General features: G+C 54.0%; 15 protein-coding genes. 12 read left to right on the top strand and 3 right to left on the bottom strand.

The window, feature by feature from the left end; translation table 11 throughout:
* Positions 1 to 10: 10 nt before the first annotated feature.
* The 4 genes from murQ to tadA all read left to right on the top strand — a co-directional run bounded on the left by murQ (position 11) and on the right by tadA (position 3462).
* The gene (gene murQ / locus BL249_RS03265; RefSeq protein WP_099704390.1) at positions 11 to 925 is read left to right on the top strand and encodes an N-acetylmuramic acid 6-phosphate etherase; all 915 of its coding nucleotides are present in this window, start codon (positions 11 to 13) and stop codon (positions 923 to 925) included.
* Positions 925 to 2274, top strand: a complete 1350-nt coding sequence (locus tag BL249_RS03260) for a PTS transporter subunit EIIC (RefSeq protein ID WP_099704389.1) — start codon at positions 925 to 927, stop codon at positions 2272 to 2274. Before murQ ends, BL249_RS03260 begins: the two co-directional genes overlap by 1 nt.
* Before the next feature lie 3 nt (positions 2275 to 2277).
* Positions 2278 to 2916, top strand: a complete 639-nt coding sequence (gene yfhb / locus BL249_RS03255) for a phosphatidylglycerophosphatase C (protein ID WP_099704388.1) — start codon at positions 2278 to 2280, stop codon at positions 2914 to 2916.
* A gap of 69 nt (positions 2917 to 2985) precedes the next feature.
* Entirely contained in the window at positions 2986 to 3462 is a 477-nt protein-coding gene (gene tadA, locus BL249_RS03250; RefSeq protein ID WP_099704425.1) for a tRNA adenosine(34) deaminase TadA, read from the top strand.
* 1 nt (position 3463) lies between these two features.
* Here tadA and mltF read toward each other — a convergent pair whose 3' ends face one another.
* Complete coding sequence (gene mltF / locus BL249_RS03245; RefSeq protein WP_099704387.1) at positions 3464 to 4921, bottom strand: membrane-bound lytic murein transglycosylase MltF; 1458 nt, start codon at positions 4919 to 4921, stop codon at positions 3464 to 3466.
* 274 nt (positions 4922 to 5195) lie between these two features.
* Between mltF and purL the strand changes: the two genes are divergently transcribed.
* The 5 genes from purL to glnB all read left to right on the top strand — a co-directional run bounded on the left by purL (position 5196) and on the right by glnB (position 13708).
* The gene (purL, locus tag BL249_RS03240) at positions 5196 to 9086 is read left to right on the top strand and encodes a phosphoribosylformylglycinamidine synthase (protein WP_099704424.1); all 3891 of its coding nucleotides are present in this window, start codon (positions 5196 to 5198) and stop codon (positions 9084 to 9086) included.
* 733 nt (positions 9087 to 9819) lie between these two features.
* The gene (locus BL249_RS03235) at positions 9820 to 11202 is read left to right on the top strand and encodes a sensor histidine kinase (RefSeq protein ID WP_099704423.1); all 1383 of its coding nucleotides are present in this window, start codon (positions 9820 to 9822) and stop codon (positions 11200 to 11202) included.
* The gene (qseG, locus tag BL249_RS03230; protein WP_241898828.1) at positions 11199 to 11903 is read left to right on the top strand and encodes a two-component system QseEF-associated lipoprotein QseG; all 705 of its coding nucleotides are present in this window, start codon (positions 11199 to 11201) and stop codon (positions 11901 to 11903) included. Before BL249_RS03235 ends, qseG begins: the two co-directional genes overlap by 4 nt.
* Before the next feature lie 2 nt (positions 11904 to 11905).
* On the top strand, positions 11906 to 13240 hold the full coding sequence (gene glrR, locus BL249_RS03225; RefSeq protein ID WP_099704386.1) for a two-component system response regulator GlrR: 1335 nt from the start codon (positions 11906 to 11908) through the stop codon (positions 13238 to 13240).
* A gap of 129 nt (positions 13241 to 13369) precedes the next feature.
* Positions 13370 to 13708, top strand: coding sequence for a nitrogen regulatory protein P-II (gene glnB / locus BL249_RS03220; protein WP_099704385.1), 339 nt, complete (start codon positions 13370 to 13372; stop codon positions 13706 to 13708).
* A 112-nt stretch (positions 13709 to 13820) separates the two neighbouring features.
* Here the strand turns inward: glnB and hmpA are convergent, their stop codons facing one another.
* Positions 13821 to 14999, bottom strand: a complete 1179-nt coding sequence (gene hmpA, locus BL249_RS03215; protein WP_099704384.1) for an NO-inducible flavohemoprotein — start codon at positions 14997 to 14999, stop codon at positions 13821 to 13823.
* Between the two features lie 334 nt (positions 15000 to 15333).
* Between hmpA and glyA the strand changes: the two genes are divergently transcribed.
* From glyA to BL249_RS03200, 3 genes are all read left to right on the top strand, one after another.
* On the top strand, positions 15334 to 16587 hold the full coding sequence (gene glyA, locus BL249_RS03210; protein ID WP_099704383.1) for a serine hydroxymethyltransferase: 1254 nt from the start codon (positions 15334 to 15336) through the stop codon (positions 16585 to 16587).
* 563 nt (positions 16588 to 17150) lie between these two features.
* Positions 17151 to 17756, top strand: a complete 606-nt coding sequence (locus tag BL249_RS03205; protein ID WP_099704421.1) for a DUF1007 family protein — start codon at positions 17151 to 17153, stop codon at positions 17754 to 17756.
* Positions 17747 to 18727, top strand: coding sequence for a nickel/cobalt transporter (locus BL249_RS03200; RefSeq protein ID WP_099704382.1), 981 nt, complete (start codon positions 17747 to 17749; stop codon positions 18725 to 18727). Before BL249_RS03205 ends, BL249_RS03200 begins: the two co-directional genes overlap by 10 nt.
* Before the next feature lie 45 nt (positions 18728 to 18772).
* On the opposite strand, the gene suhB is transcribed toward BL249_RS03200, so the two are convergent.
* Positions 18773 to 19576 (bottom strand): inositol-1-monophosphatase, encoded by an 804-nt coding sequence (gene suhB, locus BL249_RS03195; protein ID WP_099704381.1) that lies wholly within the window; start codon positions 19574 to 19576, stop codon positions 18773 to 18775.
* Between the last annotated feature and the right edge of the window lie 247 nt (positions 19577 to 19823).

The raw sequence follows: 19823 nt of genomic DNA, 5'->3' as shown, positions 1-19823 counted from the left end.
TGGAGGGGAAATGAATCTTGCAACACTGATTTCTGAAACACGTAATGCTGACACGATGGATCTGGACAACCTCAGCACTCTTGAGCTGGTGCAGTGTTTTAATCGTGAAGATGGCAAAGTTGCCGCTGCCGTTGGCGTGACGTTGCCCGCGGTTGCCCAGGCGGTAGATGCCGCCGCGCAGGCACTGGCGGCCGGCGGACGTATTATCTATAGCGGAGCCGGCACCAGCGGTCGTCTGGGGATACTGGATGCGGCAGAATGCCCTCCCACGTTTGGGGTTGCAGCGGATCGGGTGATTGGCCTGATTGCCGGGGGAACGGGCGCCATCTTTAAAGCGGTGGAAGGGGCAGAAGATAACGCGGTAGCAGGGGCTGATGATTTGAAAGCCATCGGACTGCAGGCGCATGATATGGTAATTGGTCTGGCGGCGTCCGGCCGGACGCCGTATGTCATCGGCGCGCTGCGTTATGCTCGTCAGCTGGGCTGTGCAACGGCGGCAGTGTCCTGTAATCCCGACTCCCTGATTGCCCGCGAAGCGGATATTGCTATTTCGCCACTGGTGGGGCCGGAAGCGCTCACCGGTTCAACCCGGCTGAAAGCCGGTACAGCACAAAAACTGATTCTGAATATGATCTCCACCGGCGCAATGGTTAAAAACGGCAAGGTGTACCAAAACCTGATGGTGGATATGCAGGCCACCAATATTAAATTACTTGATCGTGCCAGCCGCATGGTGGTTGAGGCAACCGGGTGTAGCGCTGATGAAGCTAAAGTGGCGCTTAGCCACTGCGACAATCAGGTAAAAACCGCCATTCTGATGATACTGGCGGATATTGACGGTGAACTCGCGCGTAAGCAGCTGGCGGCGCATCACGGCTATCTGCGCGCGGCGCTGGCAGCCAGTCAGACCGGCAGGGGGAAATAATGAATAAAAATCACAAGCTGGCCGGGGCGCTGTTATCCGGCGTCGGTGGCGGGGCCAATATCGCCCGGCTGGAGAACTGTATGACCCGGGTGCGGCTGGAATTGCACGATGACAGTAAACTGGATGTGGCGACGCTCAAGGCTACTGATGGCGTGAAAGGCTATGTCCGTCAGGGCAGTCAGCACCAGTTTATTGTCGGGCCAGGGACCAGTTCGCAGGTTGTTGAAATAATGCGTACTTCTCTGTCAGCGGTTCATGGCGACGCTGAACAAAATAAACGCGCTGCAAAAGCACGCTATCGCGCCCCTTTCAGCGATTTTTTACGACAACTGGCGAATGTGTTTATTCCGTTGATTCCGGCTTTTATTGCTTCAGGTTTAATTACCGCCTGTGTCAATTTATTAAAACGCCCGGATATCAGTGGTGATTTGGCTCAGCATTATCCGCAGATGCTGGCGCTGGTTACCCTGTTTGGCAGCGCAATCTTTAGCATCATGAATATTCTGGTTGGCGTAAATACTGCGAAGGTGTTTGGTGGCTCGATGGCGCTGGGAGGCGTAATGGCCGGGATTCTTTCCAGTCCGCAGCTGGCGCAGATTAGCCTGTTTGGTGAAACGCTGCAGCCGGGACGGGGTGGGGTGATTGCTGTGCTGCTGGTGGTGATGCTGATGAGCTGGCTTGAACAGCTTTTGCGGCGCTGGCTGCCGGAATCGCTGGAGCTGATCCTCAATCCTTTGCTGACAACGCTGATTACGGCCACCGTTGCTATTGTGGCATTGCAGCCACTGGGCGGCGTATTATCCGATGCAATTGCTCAGGGGGCATCCCTGGCGATTGATCGCGGTGGCGCGTTGATTGGGGCGCTACTGGCGGGAAGTTTTTTGCCGCTGGTGCTTACCGGTCTGCATCAGGGAATGGTGCCCATCCATATGGAGCTTATTCAGGCTCATGGCAGCAATGCGTTACTGCCTATTCTGTCAATGGCCGGTGTTGGCCAGGTGGGTGCCGCCGTGGCGGTGTTACTGAAAACCCGTAACAGCCGACTGAAGAAAATTGTGAAAAGTGCCTTGCCGGTTGGTTTACTGGGGGTCGGTGAGCCGCTAATTTTTGGTGTTACGTTGCCGCTTGGCCGACCTTTTATTGCTGCCTGTCTGGGCGGGGCGATCGGTGGAGCGGTAATCAGTAGTAGCAAAGTCGCCACTCTGATAACGTTTGGTATTTCCGGTTTGCCGCTGGCGCTGACCATCGTCAGCGGAAAAGTAGCATTCTATTTATTGGGCTGGGCCACTGCGGCCGTTGCGGGCTTTATTTTTGCCTGGTTAATAGGATTTAACGATCCTGAGGAGTAAGGTTTGAGCCGTGTCGACGCAAAGCGTGTCGTGTTTTTTGATCTGGATGGCACGTTACATCGTCAGGATATGTTCGGTTGCTTTATGCGCTACCTGATCCGTCGTCAGCCGCTGAATTTGCTGTTAGTGATACCCTTATTGCCGGTGGTGGTACTCGCACTGCTGGTAAAAGGACGGGCAGCTCGCTGGCCGATGAGCCTGCTGCTGTGGTCGATTACTGTCGGCCACAGCGAAAAGAAACTGCGTCAGTATGAAGCGGATTTTGCCCGCTGGTTTCGTCAGCGCGTGGTTGCCTTTCCGCTTGTGCAGCAACGGCTGACTGAATATCTGAACAGCAGTGATGCGGATGTCTGGCTAATTACCGGATCTCCTCAGTCGCTGGTGGAACAGGTTTATCATGATTCCGCTTTTCTGCCGCGTGTCAGACTGATTGCCAGTCAGATGGGACGTGCCTTTGGCGGTCGGGTGTTGCTGTTGCGCTGTCTTGGCCATGAAAAAGTCGCGCAGCTGGAGGATCAGCTGGGTACGCCGCTGCAGCTTTACAGTGGTTACAGCGACAGCAACCAGGACAACCCGCTGCTATTTTTTTGTCAGCACCGCTGGCGGGTGACGCCGGATGGGGAACTACAGCAGCTGGAATAGCGTTTGCAAAGCGCTGGGTATCCGGATGATATCAGGTATAATCCCGGGGTTTTTTCACCGGAGCAAATTGTGACAGATCAACAAGACCAGTACTGGATGCGTTACGCCCTGCAGCTGGCTCAGCGTGCCTGGCAGGCGGGGGAAGTGCCGGTGGGGGCGGTGCTGGTGCATGACAATCAGGTGATTGGTGAAGGCTGGAATCAGCCTATCGGTCAGCACGATCCCAGCGCGCATGCTGAAATTATTGCCTTACGTCAGGGCGGTCAGGCCCGGCAAAATTATCGTCTGCTGGATGCGACGCTGTATGTCACGCTGGAGCCTTGTACCATGTGTGCTGGTGCCATGATACACAGTCGGATTGCCCGGCTGGTGTATGGCGCCAGTGACGAAAAAACCGGAGCGGCAGGATCGCTGCTTAATGTACTGGGGCATCCGGGGATGAATCATCAGGTGCAGGTCAGCGCCGGGGTGCTGGCCAGTGAGTGTGCCGCGCTGTTGAGTGATTTTTTTCGTATGCGGCGCCAGCAAAAAAAAGCACAGCGCTGAATCAGTTCATGGCTATCTGTGGGTCAACCGCCGGATAAGCGCTGCCGAGAGTGGCTTCCAGCGCCTTTTGCTGGGCAATTTTCTTTTCCCGTTCTTCTAAATATCCCACCAGACTTAACTGATATTTCCGGATATTTTCTACATAGTTATACGCTTCCTGACCGCGGGCATAACCATAGGTTGTCTGACTGTAGTAGCGCTTTTGACTCAGCATTGGCAGTCGCATTTTAACATCTGCCCAGCTATCGGGATTGCCTTTTTGCTTTTCCGTCAGTTTGCGTGCATCCAGCATATGGGCATAGCCCATGTTATAGGCCGCCAGCGCAAACCAGATCCTTTCATCTTCCGGAATCGATTCCGGAACCTTTTCCATCATTTTTTCCATGTATTCACTGCCTCCGCGGATACTCTGTTCCGGATCGGTGCGGTCAGACACGCTCAGGCTGTCGGCGGTATTACGCGTTAGCATCATTAAGCCGCGTACCCCGGTAGGGGAAGTGGCCTGGGGATTCCAGTGCGATTCCTGATAGGAAATGGCGGCCAGCAGGCTCCAGTCAATCTGGCGGGCATAGCGCTGAAACAGCGGTTTAATATCAGGCAGAATTGCATCGATGGCTTTAAGAAAAGTGCGTGTATCGACATAATCAAACGTGCCAACGTGGCCAAGATATTTTTCTTCCAGACGGGTCATGATCCCCTGTTCATCGAGGGAATTAAAGTAATCCAGCAGGGCGGCGTTGAGGCTGTCATCGCCATCCCGTGACAGATACCAGGTTACCGGTTCTTCGTCGGTGACGTCAAACGCCACTGCCAGCTGTGGATGAACCCGTTGCAATAGCGCAATGGTGACCGAATCGCCGATAGTATATTCCAGCTTACCGTCAGCCACGGCTTGTAACAGGGCCTGCGGGCTTTGATCGGTGGAAATCGCCCAGTCAAGGTCCGGGTATTTGTTCTCTTTTGCACTGCGCAAATCCGACAGGTAGGCAGAGCCGGAGGCGGCGGTCAGGTGGCCCTGAAGATCGCCAAGGTTGCGTGGCCGCGGCTTGCCAATACGATAAACCAGCTGTTGCGAAACGGAGTAATAGGTAGGGCCGGCGCGGAAGTGTGCCAGTCGCTCATTATTATAAATCAGCCCGGCGGCCAGAATATCTGCGTTGTTGTCGTCCAGATCGTCGAACAGGTCGTTAATGTTGGCACGTACAGTGACGTCCAGCCTGACGCCAAGATAATCGGCGAATCGCTTCGCCAGCTCATAATCAAGGCCCGCCGGTGCATTATTGACAGTGTAGTAAGTCAGCGGAGAGTTAATGGTGCTCATTCTTAAAACTCCCCGCGATTTTATCTGCGCGATTCGGTCTTCTGATCCCCCGTACCAGGGAATCGACGGCCATAGGGCAAGCGCCAGCAGCACCGTCAGTACGCCAACCAGCAGATAATTAATTTTAAGGCGTTTCAAATAGTTATCTCTCGATTTTTTCTCAGGCTTCTGCCGTTAACGGCAGTATTAGTGGTTTATAATCTTCCTGAGCGTGGGGCATTTTGCTCAACAACGCCTGGATCCGCAACTTAATTCAGCAGGTTTTGTGTAATTTTCAGTCAATATTCAGCCGTGATAAATTCAGCGCAAACGGTTTCGTTGATCGTGGGGATTCTCTATAATACGCCCGCTTTCCCTGTTGGTTGCGCCCAATGAAGCGTCCTCCTGGCGTTTCGAAGATGAGAGACCTGTGATAATGGAAATACTGCGTGGTTCGCCCGCTTTGTCGGCATTTCGTATTAATAAATTACTGGCCCGGTTTCAGGAAGCGCGTCTTCCTGTCAACGATATTTATGCCGAGTACGTCCACTTTGCCGATGTGAACCAGCCGCTTAGCGATGAAGAGCATCATCGCCTGGAGAAACTGTTAAAATACGGTCCCTCACTGACTGAACATACACCAGCCGGTCGTTTACTGCTGGTAACCCCGCGTCCGGGCACCCGCTCTCCCTGGTCTTCGAAAGCCACCGATATTGCGCATAATTGTGGTCTGCGACAAATAAAAAGGCTGGAGCGTGGCCTGGCGTTTTATGTCAGTGCACCCTCACTTACGGTGCCACAATGGCAGCAGCTGGGCGCGCTGCTACACGATCGGATGATGGAAACGGTATTCAGCGAATTACAGCAGGCAGAACAATTGTTTGCCCAGCACCATCCGCAGCCATTACAACGTATTGCTATACTGGAACAGGGGCGCAGCGCGCTGGTGCAGGCAAACAGTAAACTTGGCCTGGCGCTGGCAGACGATGAAATCGACTATCTGCTGGCGGCGTTTGAAAAACTCGGACGCAATCCCACCGATATCGAGCTGTATATGTTTGCACAGGCCAACTCAGAACATTGTCGTCACAAAATTTTTAATGCTGACTGGGTGATTGACGGTAAAAAACAGCCGAAATCGCTGTTTAAAATGATCAAAAACACCTGGGAACATACCCCTGACTATGTGCTCTCTGCCTATAAAGATAACGCGGCGGTGATGGAAGGATCGCGGGTGGGCCGTTTCTTTGCCGATCCTCACAACAATCGCTATGACTTTCATCAGGAGCAGGCCCATATCCTGATGAAAGTGGAAACGCATAACCATCCGACGGCGATTTCGCCGTGGCCGGGGGCGGCCACCGGCTCCGGCGGTGAAATTCGTGATGAAGGGGCAACCGGTCGCGGGGCCAAACCAAAAGCAGGCTTAGTGGGCTTTTCCGTGTCTAATTTGCGCATTCCCGGTTTCTTGCAGCCATGGGAACAGGATTTTGGCAAGCCGGCACGCATTGTCAGTGCGCTGGATATTATGCTGGAAGGTCCGCTGGGGGGGGCTGCGTTCAATAATGAGTTTGGCCGCCCGGCACTTAATGGTTATTTCCGCACCTATGAAGAAGAAGTCGACAGCCATAACGGCGTTGAACTGCGGGGTTATCACAAACCGGTTATGCTGGCGGGCGGTATAGGCAACATTCGCGCTGAGCACGTTCAAAAAGGTGAAATCAGCGTGGGGGCTAAACTGATCGTGCTGGGCGGGCCGGCAATGAATATCGGGTTGGGTGGCGGGGCCGCCTCATCTATGGCCTCCGGCCAGTCTGATGCCGACCTCGATTTTGCTTCAGTGCAACGAGATAATCCGGAGATGGAACGTCGCTGCCAGGAAGTTATTGATCGCTGCTGGCAGCTGGGGGAAGACAACCCGATTCTGTTTATTCATGACGTGGGCGCCGGCGGGCTGTCTAATGCAATGCCGGAACTGGTCAGCGACGGTGGGCGCGGCGGGCGTTTTAATCTGCGCGATATTCTCAGTGACGAACCGGGTATGAGTCCGCTGGAAATTTGGTGTAATGAATCCCAGGAGCGTTATGTCCTGGCGGTGGCTGCCGAAAAACTCAGCCAGTTTGCTGCGCTTTGTCAGCGTGAGCGTGCACCCTATGCAGTGATTGGTGAAGCGACAGAAGCACGCCATCTGACACTGTCAGACAGCCATTTTGCCAATAAACCCATTGATATGCCGCTTGAGGTGTTGCTGGGGAAAACGCCGAAGATGACCCGTGAGGTTACCAGTCTGGCAGCTAAAGGCCAGGCATTGCTCAGAGAGGGGATAACTCTGGAAGAAGCCGTCAGGCGCGTGCTGCATTTACCGGCGGTGGCAGAGAAAACCTTTCTGATCACTATTGGTGACCGCACGGTTAGCGGCATGGTGGCACGTGACCAGATGGTGGGGCCGTGGCAAATACCGGTGGCGGACTGTGCCGTCACCACCGCCAGTCTTGACAGCTATTACGGTGAAGCGATGGCGCTGGGAGAGCGCGCTCCGGTGGCACTGCTCGACTTTGCCGCTTCGGCGCGTCTGGCGGTGGGGGAAGCCATCACCAACCTGGCGGCAACGGATATCGGTGAATTGCGGCGGGTTAAGCTCTCTGCCAACTGGATGGCCGCTGCCGGCCATCCAGGTGAAGATGCTGGTTTATATGCGGCGGTTAAAGCGATTGGTGAAGAGCTTTGCCCGGCACTGGGGATCACCATCCCGGTGGGTAAAGACTCTATGTCGATGAAAACCCGCTGGCAGGAAGGTAACCAAGCGCGTGAAATGACGGCGCCTTTGTCGCTGGTCATCACGGCCTTTGCCAGGGTGGAAGACGTTCGCCGCACCGTTACGCCGCAGCTGCGGGTTGGCGAGGACAATGCGCTGTTGCTGATTGATCTCGGCAAAGGCCACAATGCGCTCGGCGCCACGGCGCTGGCCCAGGTGTATCGTCAGCTGGGCGACAACACCGCCGACGTACGCGATGTCTCTCAGCTGGCGGGCTTCTTTAACGCCATACAGACGCTGGTGCGTGAAGAAAAACTGCTGGCCTACCATGACCGCGCTGATGGCGGTCTGCTGGTGACGCTGGCTGAAATGGCGTTTGCCGGTTACTGCAGTCTTGACGCCGAGATCGCATCAGCGGGTGACGATCGCCTTGCCGTGCTGTTTAATGAAGAATTAGGTGCGGTTATTCAGGTGCGCGCGACAGAGCGTGGAGCCGTTGAACAGGTACTGGCGGCTAATGGCCTCAGTGATTGTGTACATTATCTGGGACAGGCGCAGGCTGGTGACCGTTTTACTCTTACCGTCAACGGTTCGACGCTTTACAGCGAAAGCCGCACCACGCTGCGTAGCTGGTGGGCAGAGACTACCTGGCAGATGCAGCGACTGCGCGATAATCCCCAGTGTGCTGACCAGGAGCATGCGGCGAAAAAAGAGGACGCCGATCCGGGGCTCAATGTTGCGCTGACGTTCCGTACCGATGAAGATATCGCCGCACCTTTTATTGCCACGGGAGTACGGCCAAAAGTCGCGATATTACGTGAACAGGGCGTTAATTCCCATGTTGAAATGGCTGCCGCTTTTCATCGGGCGGGTTTTGAGTCCATCGATATTCATATGAGTGATTTGCTGGCCGGACGCGGTGATCTGGCCGCGATGGATGTGCTGGTGGCTTGTGGAGGCTTTTCTTACGGTGACGTGCTGGGTGCCGGTGAAGGCTGGGCCAAGTCGATTTTATTCAATGCCCGCGTGCGCGACCAGTTTGAGACCTTTTTCCACCGTCCGCAAACGCTGGCACTCGGCGTCTGCAATGGCTGCCAGATGATGTCGAATCTGCGTGAGTTGATTCCGGGTAGCGCACTGTGGCCGCGTTTTGTGCGCAATCAGTCAGAACGCTTTGAAGCCCGTTTTAGCCTGGTGGAAGTGGCTTCAGGCCCGTCGCTGTTACTGGAGGGAATGGCTGGTTCACGTATTCCGATCGCCGTGTCACACGGTGAAGGTTATGCCGAAATGCGCGATGCAGCGCATCTGGCGGCGCTGGAAGCGAAAGGACTGGTGGCACTGCGTTATGTCGATAATTATGGCAAAGTGACAGAAACCTATCCGGCTAACCCCAACGGTTCGCCAAACGGCATCACCGCGCTTAGCAATGAAAGCGGAAGGGTGACCATTATGATGCCGCATCCGGAACGGGTTTTCCGCAGTGTGACTAACTCCTGGCATCCGGCTGAATGGGGCGAAGATGGCCCCTGGATGCGTCTGTTCCGCAATGCCCGCAGGCAGCTGGGTTAAACTGACAATAGTGTGCTGAGCGCTTGCCGGGCTGGCGCTGGCAGGCGCAGGTGGATGCGCAGACAAAAGCCAATTGAACGTGCGCCTGCCGGTCGCGTATGGCCGGCTGCCGGCAGTCAGTGCCGGGGCCGCTCAGAAGGCGTGATTGTCTGTCGTGGGTCGGCAACAATCCACTGCTAACACTGTCGCTATTTGGTAACACATAATAGGCTGTTTTATAAGTTTTTTATATTACTCTGCCGTTTTTGTCGCTAATGGGTGACATGTTTGCGGGGGAAGTGCAGGACAGACGGCAATGTTAGCGGCGGAATTTATCTTTAATTTTATTTAAAACTAATAGGTTATAAATTAATTTTTGTTTTTGGCATGATCTTTGCTAATATCATGCTGTTGCTCATTCTCCTGTCTATGATGTTCCGCCGTACTGGCCTGGTGCTCATAAAAATGGAATGATGCACAAAACGGTGCCTGTCGTCCTCCAGACCGATAAGCGTGCTTTACGGCCGTTATCAAGCATTGGACGCAACGTTGAGTTAGGCACCACCTATTATATTACGTCGCCAGCGGCGGCGTGACTGTAACGGCAGGCTGCTCAGGCGCTGCCGTTTTCTTTTTTAGTCGCAGGCTTCACTCCGGCACGTCACTCCAGTAGCATCATAGCCTTCATTGCGGAGGGCTTATCGTGTTCAGCCAATGGCGAATTTTTCCCCGTTCACTGCGTCAGCTGGTGCTGATGGCCTTTTTGCTGGTGTTACTCCCGCTGCTGGTTCTGGCCTGGCAGGCGTGGGAAAGCTTGTCTTTGCTCAGTCAGCAAGCGGCGGATACCAACCGCAATACCTTCAGTGATATCCGGCGTAGTGAGGCAATGGCTCGTACGGCCCTGGAGCTGGAACGCAGTTATCGCCAGTACTGCGTTCTCGGTGATGCGTTACTGGAAAAACTCTATCACACCCAGTATACCCACTATGCCAGTATGCTTGATGAGTATGTTGCCGCGCTGCCGGATGCCAGCGCGGCAGAAAAACTGCGTCAGCTGCTGCCAGAGCTGGCGAGCGTTCGCTGTGCCGGTAATCTGCCCGCAGGCGACATCTCGCAAACGCTGGAGGCATTTTCCCAGGCAAATGCCGGGCAGGTTCAGACCACGCGCAAAGTGGTGTTTTCCCGCGGGCTGGCGTTACAGCGTACCATCGCTGAACGTGGTCAGTTTTTTGGCTGGCAGGCATTGATTCTGTTCATTATTACACTGGCGCTGGTGTTATTGTTCACCCGCATGATTATCGGCCCGGTGAACGCAGTTGAACGGATGATCAATCGCCTTGGGGAAGGTTATGCGCCGTCGGCAGACAGCGCTTTCAGCGGCCCGCGCGAGATCCAGTCGCTGGCACAGCGTATCATCTGGCTAAGTGAACGACTTAACTGGCTGGAGTCTCAGCGCCATGAATTTTTGCGGCATATCTCGCATGAATTAAAAACGCCCCTCGCCAGTATGCGTGAGGGGACTGAACTGCTGGCGGACGAAGTTGCCGGTCCGCTTACCGCTGACCAGCGTGAAGTTGTGACTATTCTCGATAACAGTAGCCGCCATTTACAGCAACTGATTGAACAACTTCTCGATTACAATAGAAAACTATCCGATGCACCGGTTAATCTGACGCAGGTCAGTTTACCTGAGCTGGTGGCGGCGGTTGTTGCCTCGCACAGCCTGCCGGCGCGGGCAAAGCTTATCCGTACCGAGCTTGAGCTGGGGGTTTCTCACTGCCAGACTGAAGCCACGCTACTCAGTCGTGTGCTGGATAACCTCTATTCCAATGCAGTGCACTACGGTAAACACTCCGCTACCATCCGGATTAGTAGCTATCAAAAGAATCAGCGGGTGTTTATTGAGGTTGCGAATAGTGGCCGGCGTATTCCCGCCGATGAGCAGGCAATGATTTTTGAACCTTTCTGGCAGGGAAGCGCCCATCGCAGGGGGGCTGTCAAGGGCAGTGGACTGGGGTTGAGCATCGCCAGAGATTGTATGCGTCGCCTGCAAGGGGAATTACGTCTGATTAACAGGGATGATGTCGACGTTTGTTTTCAGATTGAATTACCGCTAGCCGGGGATAATGCGCAATGAAATCATCAGAAAATTTCACCCGGGCATACCGGGGGATGGCCGTGCTGTGTTTGTCACTCAGTGTGATCGCCTGTTCTGTTGCACCACCGCCTGAGGCGTCAGCAGATATGCCGGTTGCGGCGCAGACGACTCCGATTAACGTTAGTGCACTTGCCTGTGACACCCTGTGGTCGGTTAATGATAAAAGCGCGCTTAGTCATCCACTTTACTGGCTACGCGCGCTGGATTGTGCGCTGCGATTATCACCTGCTGAGGCCCGCGCGCAAGCGCATAACCTGGTGATAGCGGACTGGCAGAGTGCTTTTAAACAGGGCATTTTGCTGGATAATGGCAACGTCACCCCGCCTGAGCGTCGGGCGTATCTTGGCTATCTCGATCGCTATCAGTTTGCCTATCCGATGGCAGTGCGGCCATTGATTCAGCTATGGCGCCAGCGGCAGATGGCTGAATTACAGCTGGCTGACGCACGCATGCGTTATGCTCAGCTACAGCAGCAAAGTGACACTGAGCTGGACAGGCTGCGCCATCAGCAGACGCAGTTACAGCAGCAGCTCACGCAAACACAGCGAAAACTGCACTCGCTGACCGATATTGAGCGTCAGCTCTCCAGCCGTCGGTCAGCAGATAGCGCTGATGCCGGTCACGGCAAACATCAGCCCGCTGAGACATCTTCTGATAACGCGCCCGGAGGCGCTGAGTAACTATGATAAAAACGCCGGCCCGCCTGCTGTTGGTAGACGATGACCCCGGATTACTGAAGCTGCTCGGTATGCGTCTGAGCAGTGAGGGTTTTCACATTGCGACAGCCATTAACGGTATTGAAGCGTTGAGGTTGTTACAGCGTGAAAAAATTGATCTGGTGATCAGTGATTTGCGCATGGATGAAATGGACGGTATGGCGCTGTTTGCCGAGATTCAGAAGCTGCATCCGGGATTGCCGGTTATTATTCTGACGGCCCATGGTTCCATTCCTGACGCAGTGGCGGCGACACAGAAAGGGGTCTTTAGTTTTCTGACCAAACCGGTGGAGCGCGATGCCCTGTATAAAGCCATTGCCGAAGCACTGGCGCATTCAGCTCCCGCCAGTGATGATGCCTGGCGGGAATCGATTGTCACGCGCAGTCCGCTGATGCTGCGTTTACTGGAACAGGCCCGTATGGTGGCACAGTCGGATGTCAGCGTGCTGATTAACGGCCAGAGCGGCACCGGTAAAGAGATACTGGCACAGGCAATTCATGCGGCAAGTCCGCGCGCCAGCCGTCCTTTTGTGGCTATCAACTGTGGCGCTCTGCCGGAACAGCTGCTGGAATCAGAGCTTTTTGGTCATGCCCGTGGCGCTTTTACTGGCGCGGTCAGCCAGCGCGAGGGGCTGTTTCAGGCAGCTGAAGGCGGTACGCTGTTTCTGGATGAAATTGGCGATATGCCGCAGGCGCTGCAGGTTAAGCTGTTACGGGTGTTACAGGAACGCAAGGTCAGACCGCTGGGCAGCAACCAGGATCTGAATATTAACGTGCGTATTCTTTCCGCTACCCATCGTGATCTGGCGCGGGCGATGGAAAAAAAAGAGTTTCGTGAAGATCTCTATTACCGGCTGAATGTTGTTAATCTGCGATTGCCGGCGTTGCATGAGCGTGCCGAGGATATTCCGTTACTGGCAACACATTTGCTTAAACAGGCTGCCGCGCGCCATAAGCCCCAGGTACGCAGTTTCTCAACCGATGCGATGAAACGCCTGATGGCCGCCAGCTGGCCGGGTAACGTGCGACAACTGGTTAACGTTATTGAGCAGTGCGTAGCGCTGAGTTCGGCTCCGGTGATTGGTGAAGGATTGGTGGAGCAGGCCCTGGAAGGGGAAAATACCGTGCTGCCAACCTTTGTGGAAGCACGTAATCAGTTTGAGCTCAATTATCTGCGCAAACTTTTACAGATGACAAAGGGTAACGTGACCCACGCTGCACGGCTGGCCGGGCGCAATCGTACCGAATTTTATAAGCTACTGGCGCGTCATCAGCTGGATGTGGCCGAATTCAAAGAATAGTTATTTCAGCGGTAATTTATGCTAGTTTAAAGGCCGGGAAATAAAGAGACAGCCCGCACTGCGGAGTCTGTCCGCAGCACATATACTCAGGCTATCGCTTGCGAGGCACGGGAATAAAAAGGGTCTGTTATGAAGAAAATCGACGCAATTATTAAGCCATTCAAACTCGATGACGTGCGGGAAGCGCTGGCGGAAGTGGGTATAACCGGCATGACCGTGACGGAAGTAAAAGGTTTTGGTCGTCAGAAAGGACACACCGAGCTTTATCGCGGGGCAGAATATATGGTTGATTTTCTGCCGAAGGTGAAAATTGAGCTGGTGGTGGCTGACGATATCGCTGATACCTGCGTCGAAACTATCATGCAAACCGCGCAGACCGGTAAAATTGGCGACGGCAAAATTTTTGTTTTTGACGTGGCCCGTGTTGTGCGTATCCGTACAGGCGAAGAAGATGAAGAAGCAATCTGATTCATCTCTGCGGGCGGTTACCGTATCAGCAAAAAGGCGCGATTTTCGCGCCTTTTTGCTTTGTTGCTGTGGCTGATTTCCCCGGTGCCGATGACTGTTTTTTGCCGCGCAGTCAGAGAACTTTATGCGGGCCAAACATTTCATAATGAATGCGGCTGGCCTCAACGCCCAGTGCGCTGAGCTGTTGCGCGACAGACTGCATAAAACCGAGCGGCCCGCACAGATAATATTGCATTTCCGGCGCGCTGATTAACGCTTCCACGGCGGATAAATGTATATGTCCGGGGCGGGCCGGCGCATCGCCAGCGTCAGGCTGGCTGTACCAGATGGCTTTTTCAAAATTGGCCAGCCGTGCGCCGGTGGCAGATACTTCATCTGCGAAGGCATCCGCCGCGCCGTTTTTGGCGGCGTGCAGCCAGACAACCGGTGACGGATGTTGCTGATTAGCCAGCGTATGCAGCATTGCCAGCATCGGCGTTTGTCCCACGCCGGCAGAAATTAATGCAACAGGCATCTCAGGGAGCGACTGCATGAAAAAATCGCCTGCCGGTGGAGCCAGGTGGACGGTATCCCCCTCACGGGCGTGCTGGTGCAGCCAGCTGGAAACGGTCCCCTGTGCTTCATGTTTTACCGCGATACGGTAACTGTTGCCGTCTGCCGCTCGGGTCAGCGAATACTGACGTATTTCGCGGTTACTGAAACCCGCCTCTTTCAGCCAGAGCGCTATGTATTGCCCGGGGTGGTAGGCTGTGACCGGTTGTCCATCCAGCGGTTGCAGTTCGAAGCTTTTAATCAGGGTGCTCTTCGGCTGGATTTTGGCAATGCGAAAAGCACGTGTGCCGCGCCAGCCGCCGGGTTGATGTTCGTTATGCTGATAAATCTCTTCTTCCCGCTGAATAAATATATCCGCCAGCACCTGATAAGCTTTACCCCATGCTTCAATAATTTCATCGCCGGGATCGAGCATTTCTTTAATGGTCGCCAGCAGGTGGGTGCCGACAATCTGGTACTGTTCCGGACGGATGACGAAACTGCTGTGTTTCTGGGCGATTTTTTCTACGGTAGGCAGCAGTGCCGCCAGGTTATCGATATTGGCACCATAGGCACAAATAGCGTTAAACAAAGCCTCCCGCTGATGACCATTACGCTGGTTACTCATGTTAAACACATCTTTCAGTTCCGGATTGTGCAGAAACATGCGGTCATAAAAATGGGCAGTCAGGGCAGGGCCGGTTTGTTGAATAACCGGTAGCGTGGCTTTAATAGTTTTGATTGTTTGTGTGTCTAACATAGCAGCTCCTTTGCTTCAATAACATGTATATTAAATGCATCTTATTAGTTATGTGCCGGTGCTGTAAACAGAACGGGTAAAAAAGCGCTCTTTTTGCCTGTTGTAAACCCTGACGTCATGATGAAGAAATTGCAGGCGCTGCATGAATAATTATACGGTTAAGACTGCGCTTTATTTAGCGGCAGAGGCCTTGCTACAGCTGAGACCAATCGTTTGCGCAAAAAGCGGGAAGTGATCCTATTCATCCTGCAGCAAACCGTTTAAACTGTTGGCAAATTCCTTTACGGATAGTTATTCACTGCCGTTAATATGTTAGCTGAGCCGGGAGAAACAGATGTTAAAGCGTGAGATGAATATTGCCGATTATGATGCCGAATTATGGCAGGCAATGGAGCAGGAGAAGGTGCGCCAGGAAGAGCACATCGAACTGATCGCCTCAGAGAATTATACCAGTCCGCGGGTCATGCAGGCTCAGGGATCGCAGTTGACCAACAAATATGCGGAAGGGTATCCCGGCAAACGTTATTACGGCGGCTGTCAGTATGTTGATATCGTCGAACAGCTGGCCATCGATCGGGCGAAAGCACTTTTCGGCGCAGACTATGCTAACGTACAGCCGCATTCCGGTTCTCAGGCGAACTTTGCAGTTTACACGGCGCTGCTGCAGCCAGGTGATACCATTCTGGGAATGAACCTTGCGCACGGCGGACACCTGACGCACGGCTCACCGGTTAATCTTTCCGGTAAACTTTATAATGTCGTTCCCTACGGCATTGATGATAGCGGTAAAATTGATTATCAGGCGCTGGCTGACCTGGCGAAAGCACATATGCCGAAAATGATTGTCGGTGGCTTTTCCGCCTATTCCGGTATCTGTGACTGGGCGAAAATGCGCGAGATTGCCGACAGCGTTGGGGCTTATCTGTTTGTTGATATGGCCCACGTGGCTGGCCTGATTGCCGCCGATGTTTATCCCAACCCGGTACCGCATGCGCATATTGTTACTTCAACTACCCACAAAACGCTGGCGGGTCCACGTGGTGGCCTGATTCTGGCCAAAGGTGGCGATGAAGAACTGTACAAAAAGCTCAATTCTGCTGTGTTTCCCGGCGGTCAGGGTGGCCCGCTGATGCACGTGATTGCCGGTAAAGCCGTGGCATTTAAAGAAGCCATGGAACCTGCGTTTAAAGTGTATCAGCAGCAGGTAGCAAAAAACGCCAAAGCAATGGTCGAGGTGTTCCTTGCGCGCGGCTATAACGTGGTGTCTGGCGGAACCCATAATCATCTGTTCCTGCTGGATTTGGTAGAGAAAAACCTGACCGGTAAAGAAGCCGATGCCGCACTGGGCCGGGCAAATATCACGGTAAACAAGAACAGCGTACCTAACGATCCGAAAAGTCCGTTTGTCACCTCCGGGGTACGAATTGGGACACCGGCGGTAACCCGTCGCGGTTTTAAAGAAGCTGAAGTGCGTGAACTGGCCGGCTGGATGAGCGATGTGCTGGATAATATTCACGATGAGGCGAATATTGAGCGCATTAAAAAGAAAGTCCTTGATATCTGCGCGCGCTTTCCGGTCTATGCCTGATAGCACCCTCTGATTTCGCGCGGCGGCGGGACCTCTGCGGAGGTCCTGCCCGCAGACAGCGGGTTGTAAGCCGCCTTTTTCCGTCATCACACGTTATTGCGGTTTTCCCTCACGTTATTCTGTTGCATTCACGCTGGCAGCGGCAGGCAATAATATAGCCGTTATTCATCCCCGTGCTCGCCACCCGAACAACCCGCGTCGTCGGTATCATGAAGTGGCTGCGCTTTTTGCCGGCACTGGTCTGCGTCATCGCCAGCCTGAGACATCTTCTTGCATTTCAGGTTTCGCTTGATGCTGGATTTCTTGTCCCCCGTCCGCCATATTTTGTACGCTGCACCACCGTAACGATGATCATTGAGCGTCCTTGCAAAAGGAAGTGCGGTTTAACAATTGCCGTGCGGTAAGGGACAAGTGCGGTGAATTTGATACCAGGTCGCCTGCGGCAATTTTTCGCTGGATAGCTGTGCGCCGCTAGCTGTTAAATTCCAGCGATATAAAAAGTTTACAGGTCAAAGGTGGAATTGCATTTGTTATATTATAACGTTATTTTGGGGCTGCTGTTGATGCTGGCCGGCTGGCCACAACTGGCCCTGGCACATCCGCACAGCTTTATTGCGATAAAAACCACACCGGTGGTGAAAGGAGATAACCTGACCGGATTAAGTATGATCTGGACCATGGACGAGATCACGTCCGCTGATCTGTTATACGATGCCGGTAATGCCGGACCTGATTCTGTTGTCTGGAAAAAACTGGCTGCTGAGGTAATGGCCAACGTACTGGGGCAGCATTACTTTAGTGAGTTCTGGCACCAGGGCAAGGCGGTAAAATTTGATAATCTGCCGCCACAGTACCGGCTTTATCGTCAGGGGGCGAAAGCGGTGCTGGCATTTATTCTGCCGCTGGCACGGCCGCAGCCTCTGGCGGGACAACAGTATAAATTCTTAACCTTCGACCCGACCTATTTTGTTGATATGTATTACGATAAACCAGACGATCTTAGCTTACCCGATGCGCTAAAAGGGCGCTGTCATTTTGCATTACACACTCCGCCCGCCGACGCGGCGTTAAAGAATTATGCGCTGTCGTTGGATAAAGCCGATGCGCCTCCGGTTGATATGGATCTGGGCCGTCAGTTTGCTCAGACGGTGACCCTGACATGTCAGTGATCCTCGATGCAAAATCCCGGCAGCCAGCGGCGATGCGCTGGCTGTTGCTGATAACCGCCATTATGCTGGCATTGCTGGTGGCTGCATTATGGTATTTCTGGCCACAAATTTTGCTGCAGAGTATGCAGTGGCAACGGGTGCTGAATCAGCATATGGCGGCACTGTTAGAGAAGCTGGCAGAACACCGGCAACAGGCTGGTATGGCGCTGGTCGGATTCAGTCTGATCTACGGTGTGTTGCATGCCCTGGGGCCCGGCCATGGTAAGGTGGTGATTGGCGCTTTTCTTGCCACCCATCCTACCCGCCTGAAAAACAGCTTACAGCTGACCTTTGCCGCCGCGTTGCTTCAGGGCGGCGTGGCGATTTTTCTGGTCACCCTGATGCTGGGCATTTTACAGCTCTCCTCGCGTCAGCTGCATATCAGCAGTTTCTGGCTGGAAAAAGCAAGCTATCTGCTGGTTGGTCTGCTTGGCGTTGCGCTCTGTTATAAGGCGCTGAAACGTATTAAACGGCTGCTGCAGCCGGGCCGTTTCCGGCGTATCACGCCGCCGGCGCATCTGCATGATGCACACTGTGGTTGTGGTCATCAGCACGTGCCGGATGCGTCACAACTGGCGCAGGCGGTTACCCTGAAAACCCGGCTACTGGTGGTGTTGTCGATGGGGCTGCGTCCCTGCTCAGGGGCCATTATGATGCTGCTGTTTGCTAAAGTGATGAACGTCTACTGGTGGGGAGTTATCTCCGCGCTGGTGATGGCCGCGGGCACCGCGTTGACCGTGTCGTCACTGGCATTGCTGGTGCAAAGCTCGCGGACACTGGCAATGACGCTGAGCAAAAAAACGCGGGCGCCGCAGCCGATGCTGGTGGCCTGCCTGAGTCTGCTGGGGGGGATGCTGCTGGTTGTAGCCGCCAGTGTGCTCTGGCTTTCAGCACAACCGATGGCCTCTAACGGTATCCGGCCGGTCTTCTAAGAAAGCGATCGCGCGGGGATTGCCTGCGCGATCGACGGGAGATATTTAGCGCTTCAGCGCTTCGCTGAGTTCATCACGCATGGTTGCCAGCATTGATTTCACCACGCGTGGATTGCCTGCTACCAGGTTGCCGGAGGTGAGAAAATTATGGCCTCCGGTGAAATCGGTTACCAGTCCGCCTGCTTCGCGAACCAGCAGTTCACCCGCCGCGAAATCCCAGGGTTTAAGGCCAATCTCAAAATAACCATCAACGCGGCCAGCGGCGACATAGGCCAGGTCCAGCGCGGCTGAACCGCTACGACGGAAGTCTGCGCACTGGGTAAAAAGTTTGCCAAGAATGGCCAGATAACTCTGACTGTGCTGACGAGCTTTGAACGGAAAGCCGGTGGCGAGAATTGTGCCATCCAGATCGCGGGTGGTGCCGCCACGCAAACGGTAACCATTTAGCTGGGCACCCTGGCCGCGAACGGCGCTGAATAATTCGTTACGCATCGGATCGTAAACCACGGCAACTTCCGTGCGGCCTTTAATGCGCACCGCAATGGAAACCGAGAAGTGGGGAAGGCGTTTGATAAAATTGGTGGTGCCATCCAGCGGATCGATAACCCATTGTATATCCTGATCCTCAGCCGGCAGTTCACCGCTTTCTTCAGTGATGATAGTGTGCTGTGGATAGGACTTGCGAATCACCTCAATAATCTGGCGTTCCGCTTCATGGTCAACATTGGTAACAAAGTCATTGCTGCCTTTCTGACTGGTTTCAACCGCGTCAGGGGTTTCATAATTCCGGGCAATAACGTTTCCGGCTTTGCGCGCAGCGCGCACGGCAATGTTGAGCATTGGATGCATGATGGGAGTCTCTCACTCGCTGAATGTTAAAGAACAATTTCTGTCGCGATTCCGCGTTGCTGACGGACGCTTCCTGGGGGAAGGCATCTGGCACTGCAATTGATATCTGGCGACAAAAACTCTGCTGACTGTGTGCTTTGCACGGTGACGACGCGGGCCAGGTACTTCGCGGGAGACAGAGTCTGTCAGTCAGTACGGCGAGGCGTGGTCAGAGCGCAACAGCGTGAAATTTGTGAATTCAGCTTAT

This window comes from Erwinia sp. OLFS4 (assembly GCF_002752165.1).
In the GTDB taxonomy this organism is placed as follows: Bacteria; Pseudomonadota; Gammaproteobacteria; order Enterobacterales; family Enterobacteriaceae; genus Izhakiella.
This window is presented reverse-complemented; position numbering and strand designations above follow the sequence as displayed.

Bases quoted from the DNA above. Each gene is read 5' to 3' on its own strand.
- qseG (WP_241898828.1), top strand. From the start codon at position 11,199: ATGAAATCATCAGAAAATTTCACCCGGGCATACCGGGGGATGGCCGTG.
- BL249_RS03205 (WP_099704421.1), top strand. From the start codon at position 17,151: ATGCTGGCCGGCTGGCCACAACTGGCCCTGGCACATCCGCACAGCTTT.
- glyA (WP_099704383.1), top strand. From the start codon at position 15,334: ATGTTAAAGCGTGAGATGAATATTGCCGATTATGATGCCGAATTATGG.
- BL249_RS03200 (WP_099704382.1), top strand. From the start codon at position 17,747: ATGTCAGTGATCCTCGATGCAAAATCCCGGCAGCCAGCGGCGATGCGC.
- BL249_RS03235 (WP_099704423.1), top strand. From the start codon at position 9,820: ATGGCCTTTTTGCTGGTGTTACTCCCGCTGCTGGTTCTGGCCTGGCAG.
- murQ (WP_099704390.1), top strand. From the start codon at position 11: ATGAATCTTGCAACACTGATTTCTGAAACACGTAATGCTGACACGATG.
- hmpA (WP_099704384.1), bottom strand. From the start codon at position 14,999: ATGTTAGACACACAAACAATCAAAACTATTAAAGCCACGCTACCGGTT.
- suhB (WP_099704381.1), bottom strand. From the start codon at position 19,576: ATGCATCCAATGCTCAACATTGCCGTGCGCGCTGCGCGCAAAGCCGGA.
- glrR (WP_099704386.1), top strand. From the start codon at position 11,906: ATGATAAAAACGCCGGCCCGCCTGCTGTTGGTAGACGATGACCCCGGA.
- BL249_RS03260 (WP_099704389.1), top strand. From the start codon at position 925: ATGAATAAAAATCACAAGCTGGCCGGGGCGCTGTTATCCGGCGTCGGT.
- glnB (WP_099704385.1), top strand. From the start codon at position 13,370: ATGAAGAAAATCGACGCAATTATTAAGCCATTCAAACTCGATGACGTG.